Origin of the sequence: Pontibacter liquoris (assembly GCF_022758235.1) — a bacterium.
Lineage (GTDB): Bacteria > Bacteroidota > Bacteroidia > Cytophagales > Hymenobacteraceae > Pontibacter > Pontibacter liquoris.
In genome coordinates this window covers 1,874,608-1,889,413 of sequence record NZ_JALEBG010000001.1, presented here as the reverse complement: position 1 = coordinate 1,889,413, position 14,806 = coordinate 1,874,608, and the positions used below count along the sequence as shown (strand labels likewise).

Sequence of the window (14,806 nt, the reverse complement as noted above, 5' to 3'; positions counted from 1 at the left end):
TGACTCTGCACCAAGGGCCCGACTTTCCTTTCAGAACTTTTTCGGGTAGTTTACTAAACTTTATACTTGTGCAGGCTTTTCAGCGCGAAAAAACCAACGCCGGCCGCTCCCCAAACGTAAGCAGGTAACTAAAAAGGAGATACGTATGGGACTGAAGAAAATAGTAGATGAGATAAAAAAAGAGGTAAAGGTACTGAAGGGCGAAGAAACCAAAGATAAAACCTATACCAACGAAACCAAATATCCGGATGCTACAACGGCACGCAAGCAGTTTGAACTCGCGAAGCAGAAGTTGTTTGCCGTGAATGACTGGTCCAATATAAGCGGTTTTGAATCAACCTTTACCCTCTACGACCCGGAGGGAAATAAAGTAAGTCGCACCAAGCCACAGATCGGCGATTACATTGAGATCGTATTACCGGCCACCAGCATTGATAACTGGGTACAGGTCACCGATGTACATGAGGAAGAGAACATGGCCGATTTTGTCGTGCACCCCAGCAAAATGCCGGCAAAGCTCGCAGAAAACCAACAGGAAGTGAAGCATTTTTTCAGTAAAGAAGCCAGCAGCACGTTCCGGGTGGAGCTACAAGGCACTACTCTTATCGCTTCGGAGCTGGGCCGCAACGAAGGGATCAACAACCAAGGCGAAGAAGCCGGCGACCGCGCCATCCTTAACACACTGGTAGCCGAAGGCGGCTGGGCACAAATGCAGCAGATCCATTGGGATATTCTGACCCGCTACCTGGTACACCAGCACGAGGGAGCGCGTACATCCCTGTAACGCTTACATAGAAATTACGAAAGTAAAATAAGAGCTGCGCTAAAGTATAGCGCAGCTCTTTTTGCTCTACCAGCCATTGTTTTAGAACATGCTTTTTAGGTATAAACTAAAGTCAGCTTTGCAGGGCTTTCAATGGGTTTACAACTAACACCAAAAAGCAGGCGTACGCATAACAAGTAATTTATTTGCAACGCAAACTATGAAAAACAAACACTGACATGGATACACAAGAAAGAACACAACGCCGGGGGGTAGTCGTTGTAACAGGTGCTTCTGCCGGACTTGGAAGGGCTACGGTGCGCCTTTTTGCAAAACACGGCTACGACGTGGCTATGCTGGCCCGCGGTAAAGAAGGCTTGGAAGCAGCAAAGAAGGAAGTAGAAGCTGTAGGCCGCAAAGCCATTTACTTTTTAGTAGATGTTGCCGACGCGGAAGCAGTGGAAAATGCGGCAGCCCGCACTGAAGAAGAATTAGGTGAGATTGACATCTGGGTGAATAATGCGATGAACAGTGTCTTTAGCCCGGTAAAGGAAATGCTGCCCGATGAATATAAACGGGTAACCGAAGTTACGTACCTGGGCCAGGTATACGGCACGTTGGCAGCATTAAAGCGTATGCTGCCCCGCGACCGTGGTTCCATTGTGCTCGTCGGATCGGCGCTTGCTTACAGGGGAATTCCGCTGCAATCGGCTTACTGTGGTTCCAAACACGCCGTAGAAGGCTTTTTTGATTCGCTCAAAACAGAGCTGCTGCACGACAAAAGCAAAGTAAAGTTAAGTATGGTGCAGCTGCCGGCCATGAACACGACCCAGTTCAGCTTTGTGAAAACACGCCTTCCCAACAAGCCTAAACCCATGGGTAAGATTTATCAGCCGGAAGTTGCAGCCGAAGCTATTTTATTTGCAGCAAAAGACGGGCGGCGCGAGATATTTGTTGGCTGCCCTACCGTTGAGGCGATTGTCGGAAATAAAATCGCCCCGTGGTACGCGGATTATGTACTGGCGAAAACCGGTTTTGACGGTCAGCAGACCGATATACCAGAAGATCCGAACAGGCCTAATAACCTGTGGGAACCCATCCCGGGCGACCATGGCGCGCATGGTACCTTTGGAGCAGAAGCTGCGGATTTCAGCCCCGAACTCTGGCTGAGCATGAACCGGAATAAAATTTATGCCGGTGCACTGGCGCTCGGAGGGATCATTTTAGGCGCTTATGCCACTAAAAAGAAAAAGAACGCCTAAAGTAATGCCTGCTGTTAAAGTATAAAGCCCTGACGAACTTCCCCAAATTGTCAGGGCTTTGCTTTTTAGCAGAATGACAGTAAAAAGTTAGCGGCGAGCCATATTCGCTTTGGAATGCGGCTTTTTCATTGTTTTCAATGCATACTGCGCATAAGCCGGGCAAGTACCCTGCTGCTGGCAGGAAGCGGTTAAAACAACTACAAAAAGAAAAAGGAAAAGCTTCGCTAAAAGAGATTTCATACTATACTTCGTTATGGTTGTTTGTAGGTGACTTTGCTGATCGTTAACCCATTTCCCTTTCAACACGCTGGAATCTTCAACTGCTACTCTCCTCTTTTGCAAGTGCCAGTAAAACCTTGATTTGTTTTATTGCTACTCCCCTGTTGTTAACATTGTGCAAATGTATCTCAACTTTTATATATAAACAAACTTATATAGAAAATATGATATATTTATACTTAGCCTATTGCAAAAACGACCTTTAAAGCTATTTAAAGCATTTTTCTTGTATTCTATAGGATTCAAAAAACTCTCAATAAAATTGCGTGGCAGTTCTTTAGCTGAACTAAAGTATAAACACTTCGTATCGCCCTGACTCTAAATTATAGCTGCCTCCTTTCTTTTTCCATTTACATCTATCACACAATGGAACGTTGGGATTAGCCTGTGGCAGAAACATAAAAAAAGCCCCTGCCATTTAGTGCTAGGGGCTTTTTTGTCATGCATACCTTCTAAGGCAATCCTTTTCAGCTCACAGGGTAATAACCATTAGAATATACCTGAAGTGCCTGCAAAGGAGCATTAATCCTGCAGCTTTGATTCGAGTTCTTCTACTTCCATCATCAGCTCCTCCCATTTTTGCTGTTGGGTGGCCAGTTCTTTCTGAACAGCCTCGAACTGAAGCGAAGTTTCTTCTAATAGGCTGACGTTGCCGTATACTTTCGGGTCGGCAAGTTTGGCTTCATACTGGGCAAGTTCCTGTTCCAGTTTAGAGATGATCTTTTCTATATCGCTTACCTGCCTGTTCACCTGTTTTAGCTGGTTGTTTAGCTGCACGTGATCGCTCTTTTCGCGGGGCTGCTTCTGCTTTTCTACCTGCTTTTGCACTACCGGAGCGGCCTGGGTTACTTTTTTGGCATCTTTGGCGCGCAGCTCCTGAAACATCTCATACTCGTGGTAGGTGCCCGGGTACTCTTTCAATTGGAAATCCTCGATGTACCAGATCTTGGTAGCCACATTCTCTACAAAGAAGCGGTCGTGCGAGATCACCACAAAGGTGCCTTCATACTGCTCCAGTGCCTGGATCAGGATATTGACCGATTGCATGTCGAGGTGGTTGGTCGGCTCATCAAGCATCAGAAAATTTGCCTGCGAGATAAGCGTTTTCGCCAAGGCTACCCGGCTCTTCTCCCCTCCTGAAAGCACTTTGATCTTCTTAAAAGCTTCATCGCCTGTAAAAAGGAAAGAGCCAAGTATGGTGCGCAGTTCCATTTCTGTTTTGCCGGAACCGGCCTGCTGCAGCTCCTGCAGTATCTCGTTTTCTATGTTGAGTGATTCGAGCTGGTGCTGGGCGTAAAACGACATGATGACGTTGTGGCCTAGTTCGCGGTTGCCTTTTATCAGTTCGGAGCCCGCTATAATGCGCAGCAACGTGGATTTACCTTTGCCGTTTGCCCCTACCAGCGCAATTTTATCACCCCGTTCGATGTGCACGTTCGTGTCGCGGAAGATCATTTTATCGCCGTAGCTCTTGCTCATGTGCTCGAGGCGGAAAATGTGGCGGCCGGGCTGTATGCTGAACTTAAAGCTGAAGTTTACCTTAGCCGACTCAGGCGCTACTTCCTCCACGCGGTCCAGCTTATCTAGTAATTTTTGGCGGCTTTGCGCCTGCTTGGCTTTGGAGGCTTTAGCCTTGAAGCGCTCAATGAAACGCTCTGCTTGCCGTATCTGCGATTGCTGGTTTTCATAAGCGCCTTTTTGTATCTCGTTGCGCAGCGCCTTTTCTTCTATATAAAAGCTATAATTGCCGGCATACACATTCAACTTGCTGTTGGCTACCTCCACAATCATATTAGTGGTGCGGTCCAGAAACTCCCTGTCATGCGATACGATCACCACAGCCCCTTCAAAACGCTCCAGGTATGATTCAAGCCACTTAATAGAAGGCAGGTCCAGGTGGTTGGTTGGCTCATCGAGCAACAGCAGCGAAGGTTGCTGCAAGAGGATCTTGGCCAGCATTACGCGCATGCGCCAGCCACCCGAGAAAGAAGCCAGGGGTTGCTGCAGCTCCTCGGTGCTGAAGCCAAGGCCTTCCAGTATGGCTTCGGCATTGGCTTGCATGGTATAGCCACCCAGCGCCTCGAAGCGTTCCTGCAGGTTAGCCAGCCGGTCTACCAGGTCATCATGGAAATTATTTTCGAATTCTACTAGCACCTTATCAATCTGGTGCTGCAGCTGCAGCGCCTCGTCAAAGGCCTGCATGGCTACCGACAGTATACTTTCATGGGTTTCATAACTGAGCAGATCCTGGTTCAGAAAACCGATGGTAGTTTCTTTGCTCATCTGGATACTGCCTCCATCCGGTTTGTACTCGCCCACAATAATGCGCAGCAGCGTAGATTTGCCCGTTCCGTTCAGGCCGATCAAACCGATCTTGTCTTTAGGCTTGATGTGGAGGTTGGCATCCTCGTACATGGGGCGACTACCGAAATGGAAACTGAGGTTGTTTATGGAAATCATGTAATACTGTTCTTAATTCGAGGGGTAAAGGTACTTAATTTTATGGCAGCTATAAAGTATACGCGCAACACTAACACACCCAAGTCGCAGGCAATTCAATTTAAATCCGGAAATCCGAAGTTGGTTTGTTTTAAAGTATGCGGCCATGCGTTCTAGGACAATAGCTTGTGGGCTAAACCGATGGAGCCTGTTGGAGCCAGTATAGGAGCTGGTATACCCGGCTCAAACAAGTATAGCAAAGGTAAAGCAAGTGAACCAATGCCTGCTAAACTCGTTTCATAGCAAACGTATACTACTTCAGGCATCCGCTATTAAATCACTCTCACTACATTTTTTATGATTGCGATCACTTCGCTTTTAGATGAGGATCATTCCGAACGGGTATTGGAATTAACCGGACACCTGGAAAAGAAATTTGGCTTAACAGGCGTGAAGATGACGCCGTATGCCCACCTGACGCTTCTCACGGCCGAGGTCCCCGATATGGAGGAGCTGAAGCATTACCTGGACCAGGTAAGCCTGGAAACACCTTCTATTACTGTTCGGACCACCGGCCTTGGCGTATTTCCGGGGCAGAGTCCGGTGGTTTATATTCCTGTGCTGCGCACCCCTCCTATTAACCAGCTGCATGCCCGCTTGCACCGTGAAATATCAGAAATGAGCAGCGAGATGGGTTTATACTACAATCCTAATCTCTGGCTTCCTCACATTTCACTAGCCCTTGGCGATACTACCCCTGAAATGCTCGGCCCTGTTCTGTCGTTCCTGTGCCAGTTTAACTTTAACTGGGAGATCAAGATTGAGAACCTCACCATCCTGCAGAAATGCGGCGAATATTTTTTGAAGGAAGAAGAATTTCGGTTTGGCCGGCGCGAATTTATCGCCTAAAGGAGCGCACTACAAGTATATGACTGCCTGATGTGCTAACTGTTGTGGCTAACAGTTTTAAAACAAATTAGCACAAGCTCGTACTAAAAACACAAAAGCCTGGAAAGTATACTTCCCAGGCTTTTATAGTATAAACTATTCCGGATTACATATCCAGGATGATAGCGAAAATAAGCGGCGCCACAATAGTAGCATCCGACTCGATTACGAACTTAGGCGTATCCTTGCCCAGCTTACCCCAGGTGATCTTTTCGTTTGGCACAGCGCCGGAGTAAGAACCATAGCTGGTCGTTGAATCAGATATCTGGCAGAAATAACCCCAAAGCGGCACGCTGGTGCGTTGCAGATCCTGGTGCAGCATTGGCACCACGCAGATCGGGAAGTCGCCGGCAATACCGCCACCGATCTGGAAGAAACCGATCTTTGATTCGTCCGTCGCGTTGTTGGTATAAAAATCGGCCAGCTCGATCATGTACTGGATACCGGTTTTCATGGTATGCACATTCTTGATATCGCCGCTGATCACGTGGCCGGAGTAGATGTTACCCAGCGTAGAATCTTCCCAACCCGGTACAAAGATCGGCAAGTTCTTTTTAGCCGCTTCCAGCATCCAGCTGTTCTTCGGGTCGATCTGGTAGTACTGCTCCAGTTCGCCGCTCAGCAGGATCTGGTAGAAGAACTCGTGCGGGAAGTAAGCTTTTCCCTCTGCATCGGCCTTTTCCCAGAATTTTAGCACGGTGTGCTCAATGCGACGCATGGCCTCTTCTTCCGGAATACAGGTATCAGTTACACGGTTCATGTGGCGGTTCAGCAAATCTTCCTCGTCCTGCGGAGTCAGGTCGCGGTAGTGCGGAATGCGCTCATAAAAATCGTGGGCCACCAGGTTAAAGATATCCTCTTCCAGGTTAGCACCGGTACAGGTAATGGCCTGCACTTTGTCCTGGCGGATCATCTCGGCAAGTATAATGCCCAGCTCTGCCGTAGACATAGCGCCGGCCAGTGTGATCATCATTTTACCACCTTCGTTCAGGTGCGTTTTGTATCCTTCGGCAGCATCTATCAAAGCGGCTGCGTTAAAGTGCTTGTAGTGTTTCTTTAAAAAATTTGTTACTTCCATATTCATTAGCTTAAAGCAACCGCTACAGGGTTACATGGGTCCGCAAAGGTAAGATATATTTTCTTATTCAATGTTCGTTATTCGTTAATTGCCGCTATAAGGTTGAGCATGAAGACGAACCCGATCCCGGGCCCCTACCCATTCTAACCTTTTAACTCATTAACTTTTTTGCTTATTTGGCTGGCTTCTCAATGATGAGGTTATGGTTGGTATAGATGCAGATGTCGGCGGCAATGTTGAGGGCTTCGCGCACCATTTCCTCGGCCGATAAATGCGGCGCGTGTTTCTTGAGTGCCAGTGCGGCGGCATGGGCATACATACTTCCTGAACCAATGGCCGCGATCTGGTTATCGGGCTCCAGCACATCGCCTGTGCCAGAGATAATGAGCAGTTCCTCTTTATTGGCAACCACCATCATGGCTTCCAGCTTGCGCAGGTACTGGTCTTTGCGCCAATCCTTGGCCAGCTCAATGGCGGCGCGCTTCATGTTGCTCTGGTAGGCATTCAGCTTTTCTTCGAAACGCTCCAGCAATGTAAACGCGTCGGCAGTGGAGCCGGCAAAACCTGTCACTATTTTGCCATCCAGCAGCTTCCGGATCTTTTTAACGTTGCTCTTGGCAATGTGCTTGTCCATGGTGGCCTGCCCATCAGCACCAAGCGCTACTTCACCGTTGTGGTAAATGCCGCAAACGGTGGTTGATCTTATTTTGGTCATGTGTGTCTTTTTACTCAGGTGAATACAGCTATACGTTATACTTGCTGTCTTGTAAGTCAAGCTATCTCAAACAAAAAGCCAAAGCCGCCTGATGTGCCAAATTGTCCATACGCCGGCCTTTGCCCTGCTGCCAGCAATCTGCCTAAGGATGCTAGTATTTGTTTTATAAAAGCACGGGCAAGTATAACCAGCAACGCTTCAGAAGCTCGCTTTCGTGCTATACTTCATGGTACTACAATTTTATTCATGCCAAATATAAATATGCTAGTTAGAATATATAAATTAATGCTTTGGTACTGAAGAAGAAACATATGAAAGGAAAACTACTGGTAGCCGCTTTGCTCCTTTTGTGGAGCACCACGGCAGCGACGGCACATTCCGTGAAGAATCACGGCAAGCTGTCGGTTACGGGTACGCAACTGACGGATGAAAAAGGGAATGCTGTGGTGTTGCGGGGCATGAGCTATGGCTGGCATAATTTCTGGCCACGTTTTTATAACTCCGCATCGGTGAAATGGCTGCGCAACGACTGGAATGTGTCGGTGGTACGGGCGGCCATGGGCATAGAACCCAAAAACGGCTACCTGGAAAAACCCGACTGGTCGAAAGAGAAAATCAAAGCGGTTGTAGAAGGCGCCATTCAAAACGATGTATATGTGATCATCGACTGGCACAGCCACAACATCAACCTGAAAGAAGCCAAGACTTTTTTTACAGAGATGGCCCAAACGTATGGCGATAAACCGAACGTCATTTACGAGATCTTCAACGAGCCGGACCAGGAAAGCTGGGACGAAGTGAAGGCTTATTCCGAACAAATAATTGCCGTCATCAGAGCCATAGACCCCGACAATGTGATCCTGGTGGGCTCCCCGCACTGGGATCAGGACATTCACCTGGTGGCTGATGCGCCGCTTACTGGCTTTGATAACCTGATGTATACCGTGCATTTTTATGCCGCCACCCACAAACAAGCGCTCCGCGACCGGTGCAATTACGCGCTAGGCAAAGGCATTCCGATCTTTATTTCGGAATCAGCCGGTATGGAAGCCTCCGGCGATGGGCCCATCAATATGGAGGAATGGACAAAATGGCTAGACTGGGCCGAAAAGAACAAGATCAGCTGGATCACCTGGTCGGTGTCAGATAAAGATGAAACCTGTTCGGTACTGTTGCCCACGGCCCGCGATACAGGCCGCTGGAAAGAAAAAGACATGAAAGAAGCCGGAATCAAAAGTCGGGCGCTCATCCGCAAGTATACTTCCGGTAAGTAATGGAATGCACCCTGGTTTAAACAAAAAGCCCTTCCATTTCCGGAAGGGCTTTTTGTTTACTTATACTTTGCCAGCAGGATTACACCAGGATGCGCACCGGGTTTTCCAGCAGGTTCTTAAACGTTTGCAGGAAGGCAGAGCCGACAGCGCCGTCTACCACGCGGTGGTCGCAGGACAAGGTCACTTTCATAACGTTGCCTATGCGGATCTCCCCGTTACGCACAACCGGCGTTTGCTTGATGCCTCCCACTGCCATGATGCAGGCATCCGGCGGGTTGATGATGGCGGTAAACTCTTCGATGCCGAACATGCCCAGATTCGAGATGGTAAAGGTGTTTCCTTCCCAGTCAGAGGGCTGTAGTTTCTTGCTCTTGGCTTTGCCACCCAGGTCTTTCACCTCGGCTGCAATGGCAGAAAGCGACTTGTAGTCGGCATTGCGTACCACCGGTACCAGCAAACCTTCTTCTACCGCTACGGCCACGCCAATATTTATCTGCTTGTTATAACGGATCTTATCGCCCAGCCACGAGGAGTTCACCGCCGGGTGCTGGCGCAGGGCAGCTGCCGCCGCTTTGATCACCAGGTCATTGAACGATACTTTCACCGGCGATACTTCATTTATACTTACACGCGCCTCCATGGCCTTGTCCATGTCAATTTCCATGGTCAGGTAGAAGTGCGGAGCAGAGAATTTGCTTTCGGCCAGACGGCGGGCAATTACCTTGCGCATCTGCGAAACAGCAACTTCCTCGTAAGAGTCGGCCGGAATGCCGGTGGCTACTGCCGGAGCGGCCTGCGGTGCAGCTGCTTTTGCGGCCTGCTGTGGTGCAGCTGCTGGCGTAAAGTTCTCCACGTCGCGCAGCACAATGCGGCCACCTTCGCCGGATCCTTTTATCTGGGTAAGGGCAAGGCCCTTTTCTTTTGCTACTTTTTTGGCCAGTGGCGAGGCTTTGATACGGCCGTTTTCTGCCCCTGCGCCCTGGGAGGTCTGCTCCTGTGCTTCAGGGCCTGGAACCTGCTCTGTCTCCACTTTTTCTGAAGTCACAGCATCTACGCCGGCTGCAATGCCAGCTTCTGTTTTGGCTTCATCCTGGCGGGATTCTTTGTTAGCGGAGCCAGCACCCAGCAAAGCCTGGTAATCTGCGCCCTTCTCGCCGATAACGGCAATAACGGCATCCACGGCTACTGAGTCACCTTCTTTCACACCTGTATAGAGCAGAGTGCCGTCTTCGTAGGCTTCCAGTTCCATGGTCGCCTTGTCGGTTTCCACTTCTGCCAGCACATCCCCTGACGTTACTTTGTCGCCTACTTTCTTCAGCCACGACACCAGTACGCCTTCCGTCATGGTATCGCTCATCTTCGGCATGCGGATCACAGAGGCTTTGATGTTGCTGGTATCAACGGCTGCTACTGCCGGTGCTGCTTCTTTTGCCGGAGCAGGCGCAGCTTCTTCTTTCTTCGGTTCCGGAACCTTCTCCTCGGCCTTGGCAGCGGGAGCTGCGGCATCCGATCCCCCACTCAGCAGTGCGGAGATGTCCTCTCCTTCTTTGCCAATGATGGCAATCACAGCGTCGACTGGTACACTATCGCCCTTCTTGGGACCAATGTGTAAAAGGGTACCATCGTTGTAAGACTCCAGTTCCATGGTGGCTTTATCGGTCTCTACTTCAGCCAGTACATCACCAGCATTAACCTTATCACCAACGTTTTTGAGCCAAGATGCTATCACCCCTTCCGTCATTGTGTCGCTCATCTTGGGCATTCGTATCACTTCAGCCATAAAATATCGTGTTGTTTATATCGCCCAAAAGGTCCTTAATTATTAAGCCCAAAATTAGATTTAAAAATAGTTTATTCAAACTATAGCCGTCTTATTTGTTACCACAAGTTATTTTGCCGCTTTTTAAAGCCGGGTTTCCTGCAGGTGGGCTACCTGGCAGTACTGCTTTACGGCAAACATGCTGCCGGTATAATCGAGCTGGTAAAGGCACAGGTTCTGGTGCTCGAACGTATCCATGCACTTTAAAGGATAACGCAGCAGCACACTCAGCAATATACGCATGGCGCGGCCATGCATGCAAATTAATATCGTTTCCTCTTCCGTGCGGCTCAGCATCAGGTCGATAAAGGGCTGCTGCCGGGCAGCTACCAGGGCGGGGCTTTCTCCTCCTTCAATGCAGACATTTGTTTCGCCATCGCGCCAGCGTTGCAGCATATTATAATAATAAGCATCCTCTTCGGGCGTAATGCGGGTGCCTTCGCGGGTGCCCCAACTGATCTCGTTCAGGCCGGCATGCTGCTCATGCGGCAGGCCCATATCCAAGAAGCCCTGCACGGATTGTATACTGCGTTTGAGCGTGGAAGTATAAACTTTATCAAACGGAACCGCTTTATACATCTCAAAAAAGAGGGCAGCCTGCTGCCTGCCTTCGGCATTCAGGTCTGAATTAACGCCGCTGCCCTGCACGATGCCCTGCAGGTTAAAATCGGTTTGCCCGTGGCGGATGAGGTATACTTTCTTTAGACTCAAAATTCTACTAGTTTTGCCTTCCTGATTCAAATAATACTGCGAAATTAGAAATCGCTGCTTATGCATAAAAATTCTTTTACGTTCGAAAAGCTCAATGAGTGGAGTAAGCACACCATGGTAGCGCATCTCGGCATCGAGTTTACAGAAATTGGCGATGATTATTTATGCGGTAAAATGCCGGTAGACCACCGCACGCACCAACCCATGGGCCTGCTGCACGGCGGCGCCTCCGTGGCGCTGGCCGAAACGCTGGCAAGTATAGGTGCCGCTATGCAGGTAGATCTAACTAAAAAAGCGTGTGTGGGTTTAGAGATTAATGCCAACCACGTGCGCAGTGTACGCTCTGGTTGGGTGCATGCCAAAGCGCAGGCCCTTCATATTGGCCGCAGCACCCAGCTCTGGGAAACGCGGATCTATTCGGAGGAGGACGAGCTGGTATGCATCAGCCGGATGACGGTTGCCGTGATCGACAAAAAGTGAGGCAGGAAGATTTAAAGCAAACAACGCAGGAGAACGACAATGGGTGACGAAACCCGCATTTATACGTTAGACGATATATTTAGCGCCGCCGTGGCTGCAGAACGGGCGGTGGCTATCTGGCGCCTGCCCGAGGCTGCAGAAGTGCAACTTTGCCTGTCGTTGCAGGCGCAGCTGCAAACCGGCCAGCCAATACTGGAGAACAGCCCGCCGGGCTTTCTTTTCTGCCCTTTCCAGACAACCCTGCATCAGAATATATTTATAAAAGCAGATGTTACGTTCGATGCCATTTCGGGCCAGCTCACCCCTGCCCCGGATGTGCCTGTTGAGCCGCTGAAGCAGTTTTATGAGCTCCTGGCGCAACCGGTCACCGCCTCGTGGCATGCACCTGCCGTTAATCTGCAGGCCCTGCAGCAAACGGATGCCAGCTATACCCAGGCGGTAACAGATGCTGTAACAGCCCTGCAGGCCGGCGAAATGGAAAAAGTAGTCTTATCCCGGAACAAGGTGGTGCCCCTGCCCGGTAATTTCAGTGCGGTCGCTGCTTTCGAAGAGCTGCGGGCAGCCTATCCTCGGGCGTTTGTTTCGCTGGTTTCCATTCCTCATGTGGGTACCTGGCTGGGCACCTCGCCTGAGATCCTGGTCAGCATCGATGAGCAAAATATCTTTCGGACCGTAGCCCTGGCCGGCACACAACCTGCCGGACTTGACAATGCTGCCAACGCCATCTGGCGGCAGAAAGAGATCGAAGAACAGGCCATGGTAGAGCGCTATATCCTGAGCTGCTTTAAGCGGCTGCGGCTGCGGGACTACAACGAAGTAGGCCCCCGGACAGTAACGGCCGGAAACCTGATGCACCTGCGCACCGATTTTACAGTAGACCTGAAGAAAGAAGTTGGCTTCCCAAAGCTGGGTACCGATATGCTTGAATTGCTGCATCCGACCTCAGCCGTTTGCGGACTGCCTAAAGCCCCCGCCCTGCAATTTATACTGCAGCACGAAGGCTATGACCGCAGCTACTATAGCGGGTACCTGGGCCCGGTGAACAGCGCTGCCGGCACGCACCTGTATGTTAATTTGCGCTGCATGCAACTCGTAGCCCAAGAGGCCATCCTGTATGCAGGCGCAGGCATCACAGCCGATTCGTCGCCGGAAAAGGAATGGCAGGAAACGCAGCACAAGATGCAGACCATCGGATGGGTGCTGGAAACGGAGAATGACGGCATAACAGAATATTGAATTAAGCTTTTAATTGAAGCATTCATTTATTCGCTCATACACTCATTCACTCATTCAAAATTAGAAAGTATGATCATACAGCCTGTTGTTAATATTGCTGAAATATGTGCCCGTAAAGGAGTGCAGCATGTCGTGCTTTCTCCCGGCTCACGGTGTGCTCCGCTGACTATCGCATTTGCGCGCCACCCGCAACTTACGGTCCGTACAGTGAGTGATGAGCGGGCAGCAGCCTTTATAGCATTGGGCATGGCCCAGACAACAGGCAAGCCCACCGTGCTGGTTTGTACATCGGGCACAGCGGCGCTGAACTATGCCCCGGCTGTGGCCGAAGCATTTTACCAACAGGTACCGTTGCTGGTATTAACCGCCGACCGCCCTCCTGAATGGCTCGATCAACTCGATGGTCAGACCATCCGGCAGCAGCAGGTCTATGGCCAGCACATCAAGCAGAGCTATACCTTTCCGGTAGATTTTGCGCATCCGGATACCACTTGGTACAGCGAACGGATAATGTCGGAAGCGCTGAACCTCTGCACCGCTTTTCCGGCCGGGCCGGTACACGTGAATGTGCCTTTAAGAGAGCCTTTCTACCCGGAAGCTGGTGAAGAAATCCATTTTGGCAAGCAAGTCAAGATCATAACCGAAGAAGGACAGGATTTTGCGCTGAGTACGGCAAAAGCCATCAAGCTGGAGCAGGAGATCTTACGTTTCAGGCGCATTGTGGTGGTAGCAGGCCAGGAGAAGCATGACGCCAAGCTGCTGCAGGCCCTGCACCAGTTTTCAGAATCAACCAACGCCGTGGTGGTGAGCGACATTATCAGCAACGCACAGCGATTACCTAAAGCGATCCGCTACCAGGATGCGCTCCTCTCCTGCCCCGACAAGGAAGCCCTAGCCCAATTACAGCCCGATCTGCTCCTCACGTTTGGCAAATCGGTGATCTCTAAAAGCCTGAAGCTCTACCTCCGCAAGTATAAACCGCAGGCGCAGTGGCACATTCAACAGGCGGGTGCTGTGGCGGATACCTTTCAGGCACTCACCAAAATAATCCATTGCGAGCCGGCCAGCTTTTTTACAAGTATGGCGGGCAGCACCCGAACAGCTGCAGATTTTGCAGCCGCCTGGCAGCAGCTGGACGCCAAAGCCGGCACCTTCCTGGAGAAGTATGCTGCAGAAGGAGCCTACAGCGAACTTACCGTAGTGGCCCGGGTGCTTCGCCAGTTGCCGCAGCAAAGCAACCTGCACCTGGCTAACAGCATGACAGTGCGTTATGCCAACATAGTTAACCTGCGGGCAGAGCAGCAGGTAACCGTTTTTGCAAACCGCGGCACCAGCGGCATCGATGGCTGCACCAGCACGGCCGTGGGCTGCGCCCTGACCAGTACCGGCATCACCACCCTGCTCACCGGGGACATGGCCTTCTTTTACGACCGGAACGGGCTCTGGCATAATTACCTGCCTCAGAACCTCCGCATCGTGATACTGAACAACCATGCCGGCGGCATCTTCCGATTGATTGACGGGCCCCGGCAGCAACCCGAACTGGAGCCCTACTTTGAAACGCACCAGGCCTTGAATGCCGAAAATACGGCCCACGATTTCGGGATGGCCTACACAGCCGTGCATACGATGGAGGAACTGACGCAGGCGCTGCCTGCTTTCTTCTCAACCGATGCGGGCCCAAGTATACTCGAGATCTTCACCGATTCGAAAGCCAATGCCGAAGCCTTCGCCAGCTACAAACAGGCTTTGCAGCAAACTGCTTTTTAACTTCAATCTCTTGTTCCCAGAAACACAGCGGC

Annotated in this window: 13 protein-coding genes; 7 read left to right on the top strand and 6 right to left on the bottom strand. The window is 50.4% G+C overall.

Annotated features, from left to right (window positions below; all coding sequences use genetic code 11):
- Window positions 1–145: 145 nt before the first annotated feature.
- Together LWL52_RS07840 and LWL52_RS07835 are read left to right on the top strand one after the other, a co-directional pair.
- Window positions 146–784, top strand: coding sequence for a hypothetical protein (locus LWL52_RS07840; RefSeq protein WP_242918582.1), 639 nt, complete (start codon window positions 146–148; stop codon window positions 782–784).
- Between the two features lie 218 nt (window positions 785–1,002).
- Complete coding sequence (locus LWL52_RS07835; protein ID WP_242918579.1) at window positions 1,003–2,025, top strand: SDR family oxidoreductase; 1,023 nt, start codon at window positions 1,003–1,005, stop codon at window positions 2,023–2,025.
- Between the two features lie 87 nt (window positions 2,026–2,112).
- Here the strand turns inward: LWL52_RS07835 and LWL52_RS07830 are convergent, their stop codons facing one another.
- Together LWL52_RS07830 and abc-f are read right to left on the bottom strand one after the other, a co-directional pair.
- Entirely contained in the window at window positions 2,113–2,367 is a 255-nt protein-coding gene (locus LWL52_RS07830) for a hypothetical protein (RefSeq protein ID WP_242918577.1), read from the bottom strand.
- 459 nt (window positions 2,368–2,826) lie between these two features.
- A complete protein-coding gene (gene abc-f, locus LWL52_RS07825; RefSeq protein WP_242918575.1) occupies window positions 2,827–4,764 on the bottom strand; it encodes a ribosomal protection-like ABC-F family protein in 1,938 nt (645 codons plus the stop codon).
- Window positions 4,765–5,100: 336 nt separating this feature from the next.
- Here abc-f and LWL52_RS07820 point away from each other — a divergent pair, with 336 nt between their 5' ends.
- Window positions 5,101–5,652, top strand: a complete 552-nt coding sequence (locus LWL52_RS07820; RefSeq protein ID WP_242918573.1) for a 2'-5' RNA ligase family protein — start codon at window positions 5,101–5,103, stop codon at window positions 5,650–5,652.
- Between the two features lie 145 nt (window positions 5,653–5,797).
- On the opposite strand, the gene LWL52_RS07815 is transcribed toward LWL52_RS07820, so the two are convergent.
- Together LWL52_RS07815 and hslV are read right to left on the bottom strand one after the other, a co-directional pair.
- A complete protein-coding gene (locus LWL52_RS07815; RefSeq protein ID WP_242918571.1) occupies window positions 5,798–6,769 on the bottom strand; it encodes a deoxyhypusine synthase family protein in 972 nt (323 codons plus the stop codon).
- Between the two features lie 172 nt (window positions 6,770–6,941).
- Complete coding sequence (hslV, locus tag LWL52_RS07810) at window positions 6,942–7,484, bottom strand: ATP-dependent protease subunit HslV (RefSeq protein ID WP_242918569.1); 543 nt, start codon at window positions 7,482–7,484, stop codon at window positions 6,942–6,944.
- A gap of 311 nt (window positions 7,485–7,795) precedes the next feature.
- Between hslV and LWL52_RS07805 the strand changes: the two genes are divergently transcribed.
- Window positions 7,796–8,758 carry a glycoside hydrolase family 5 protein gene (locus LWL52_RS07805; RefSeq protein WP_242918567.1) on the top strand — a complete coding sequence of 321 codons (963 nt, stop codon included), beginning with the start codon at window positions 7,796–7,798 and terminating at the stop codon, window positions 8,756–8,758.
- A 79-nt stretch (window positions 8,759–8,837) separates the two neighbouring features.
- On the opposite strand, the gene LWL52_RS07800 is transcribed toward LWL52_RS07805, so the two are convergent.
- Together LWL52_RS07800 and LWL52_RS07795 are read right to left on the bottom strand one after the other, a co-directional pair.
- Window positions 8,838–10,538, bottom strand: coding sequence for a pyruvate dehydrogenase complex dihydrolipoamide acetyltransferase (locus LWL52_RS07800; protein WP_242918565.1), 1,701 nt, complete (start codon window positions 10,536–10,538; stop codon window positions 8,838–8,840).
- 123 nt (window positions 10,539–10,661) lie between these two features.
- Window positions 10,662–11,288, bottom strand: coding sequence for a histidine phosphatase family protein (locus LWL52_RS07795; protein ID WP_242918563.1), 627 nt, complete (start codon window positions 11,286–11,288; stop codon window positions 10,662–10,664).
- A gap of 60 nt (window positions 11,289–11,348) precedes the next feature.
- Between LWL52_RS07795 and LWL52_RS07790 the strand changes: the two genes are divergently transcribed.
- The 3 genes from LWL52_RS07790 (at window position 11,349) to menD (ending at window position 14,774) form a co-directional block, all read left to right on the top strand.
- On the top strand, window positions 11,349–11,768 hold the full coding sequence (locus LWL52_RS07790) for a hotdog fold thioesterase (RefSeq protein WP_242918561.1): 420 nt from the start codon (window positions 11,349–11,351) through the stop codon (window positions 11,766–11,768).
- Window positions 11,769–11,807: 39 nt separating this feature from the next.
- Complete coding sequence (locus LWL52_RS07785) at window positions 11,808–13,004, top strand: chorismate-binding protein (RefSeq protein ID WP_242918559.1); 1,197 nt, start codon at window positions 11,808–11,810, stop codon at window positions 13,002–13,004.
- Window positions 13,005–13,073: 69 nt separating this feature from the next.
- The gene (gene menD / locus LWL52_RS07780; protein WP_242918557.1) at window positions 13,074–14,774 is read left to right on the top strand and encodes a 2-succinyl-5-enolpyruvyl-6-hydroxy-3-cyclohexene-1-carboxylic-acid synthase; all 1,701 of its coding nucleotides are present in this window, start codon (window positions 13,074–13,076) and stop codon (window positions 14,772–14,774) included.
- Window positions 14,775–14,806 lie beyond the last annotated feature (32 nt).

Bases quoted from the DNA above. Each gene is read 5' to 3' on its own strand.
- LWL52_RS07785 (WP_242918559.1), top strand. From the start codon at position 11,808: ATGGGTGACGAAACCCGCATTTATACGTTAGACGATATATTTAGCGCC.
- menD (WP_242918557.1), top strand. From the start codon at position 13,074: ATGATCATACAGCCTGTTGTTAATATTGCTGAAATATGTGCCCGTAAA.
- LWL52_RS07840 (WP_242918582.1), top strand. From the start codon at position 146: ATGGGACTGAAGAAAATAGTAGATGAGATAAAAAAAGAGGTAAAGGTA.
- LWL52_RS07815 (WP_242918571.1), bottom strand. From the start codon at position 6,769: ATGGAAGTAACAAATTTTTTAAAGAAACACTACAAGCACTTTAACGCA.
- LWL52_RS07790 (WP_242918561.1), top strand. From the start codon at position 11,349: ATGCATAAAAATTCTTTTACGTTCGAAAAGCTCAATGAGTGGAGTAAG.
- LWL52_RS07805 (WP_242918567.1), top strand. From the start codon at position 7,796: ATGAAAGGAAAACTACTGGTAGCCGCTTTGCTCCTTTTGTGGAGCACC.
- LWL52_RS07800 (WP_242918565.1), bottom strand. From the start codon at position 10,538: ATGGCTGAAGTGATACGAATGCCCAAGATGAGCGACACAATGACGGAA.
- abc-f (WP_242918575.1), bottom strand. From the start codon at position 4,764: ATGATTTCCATAAACAACCTCAGTTTCCATTTCGGTAGTCGCCCCATG.
- LWL52_RS07820 (WP_242918573.1), top strand. From the start codon at position 5,101: ATGATTGCGATCACTTCGCTTTTAGATGAGGATCATTCCGAACGGGTA.
- LWL52_RS07835 (WP_242918579.1), top strand. From the start codon at position 1,003: ATGGATACACAAGAAAGAACACAACGCCGGGGGGTAGTCGTTGTAACA.
- hslV (WP_242918569.1), bottom strand. From the start codon at position 7,484: ATGACCAAAATAAGATCAACCACCGTTTGCGGCATTTACCACAACGGT.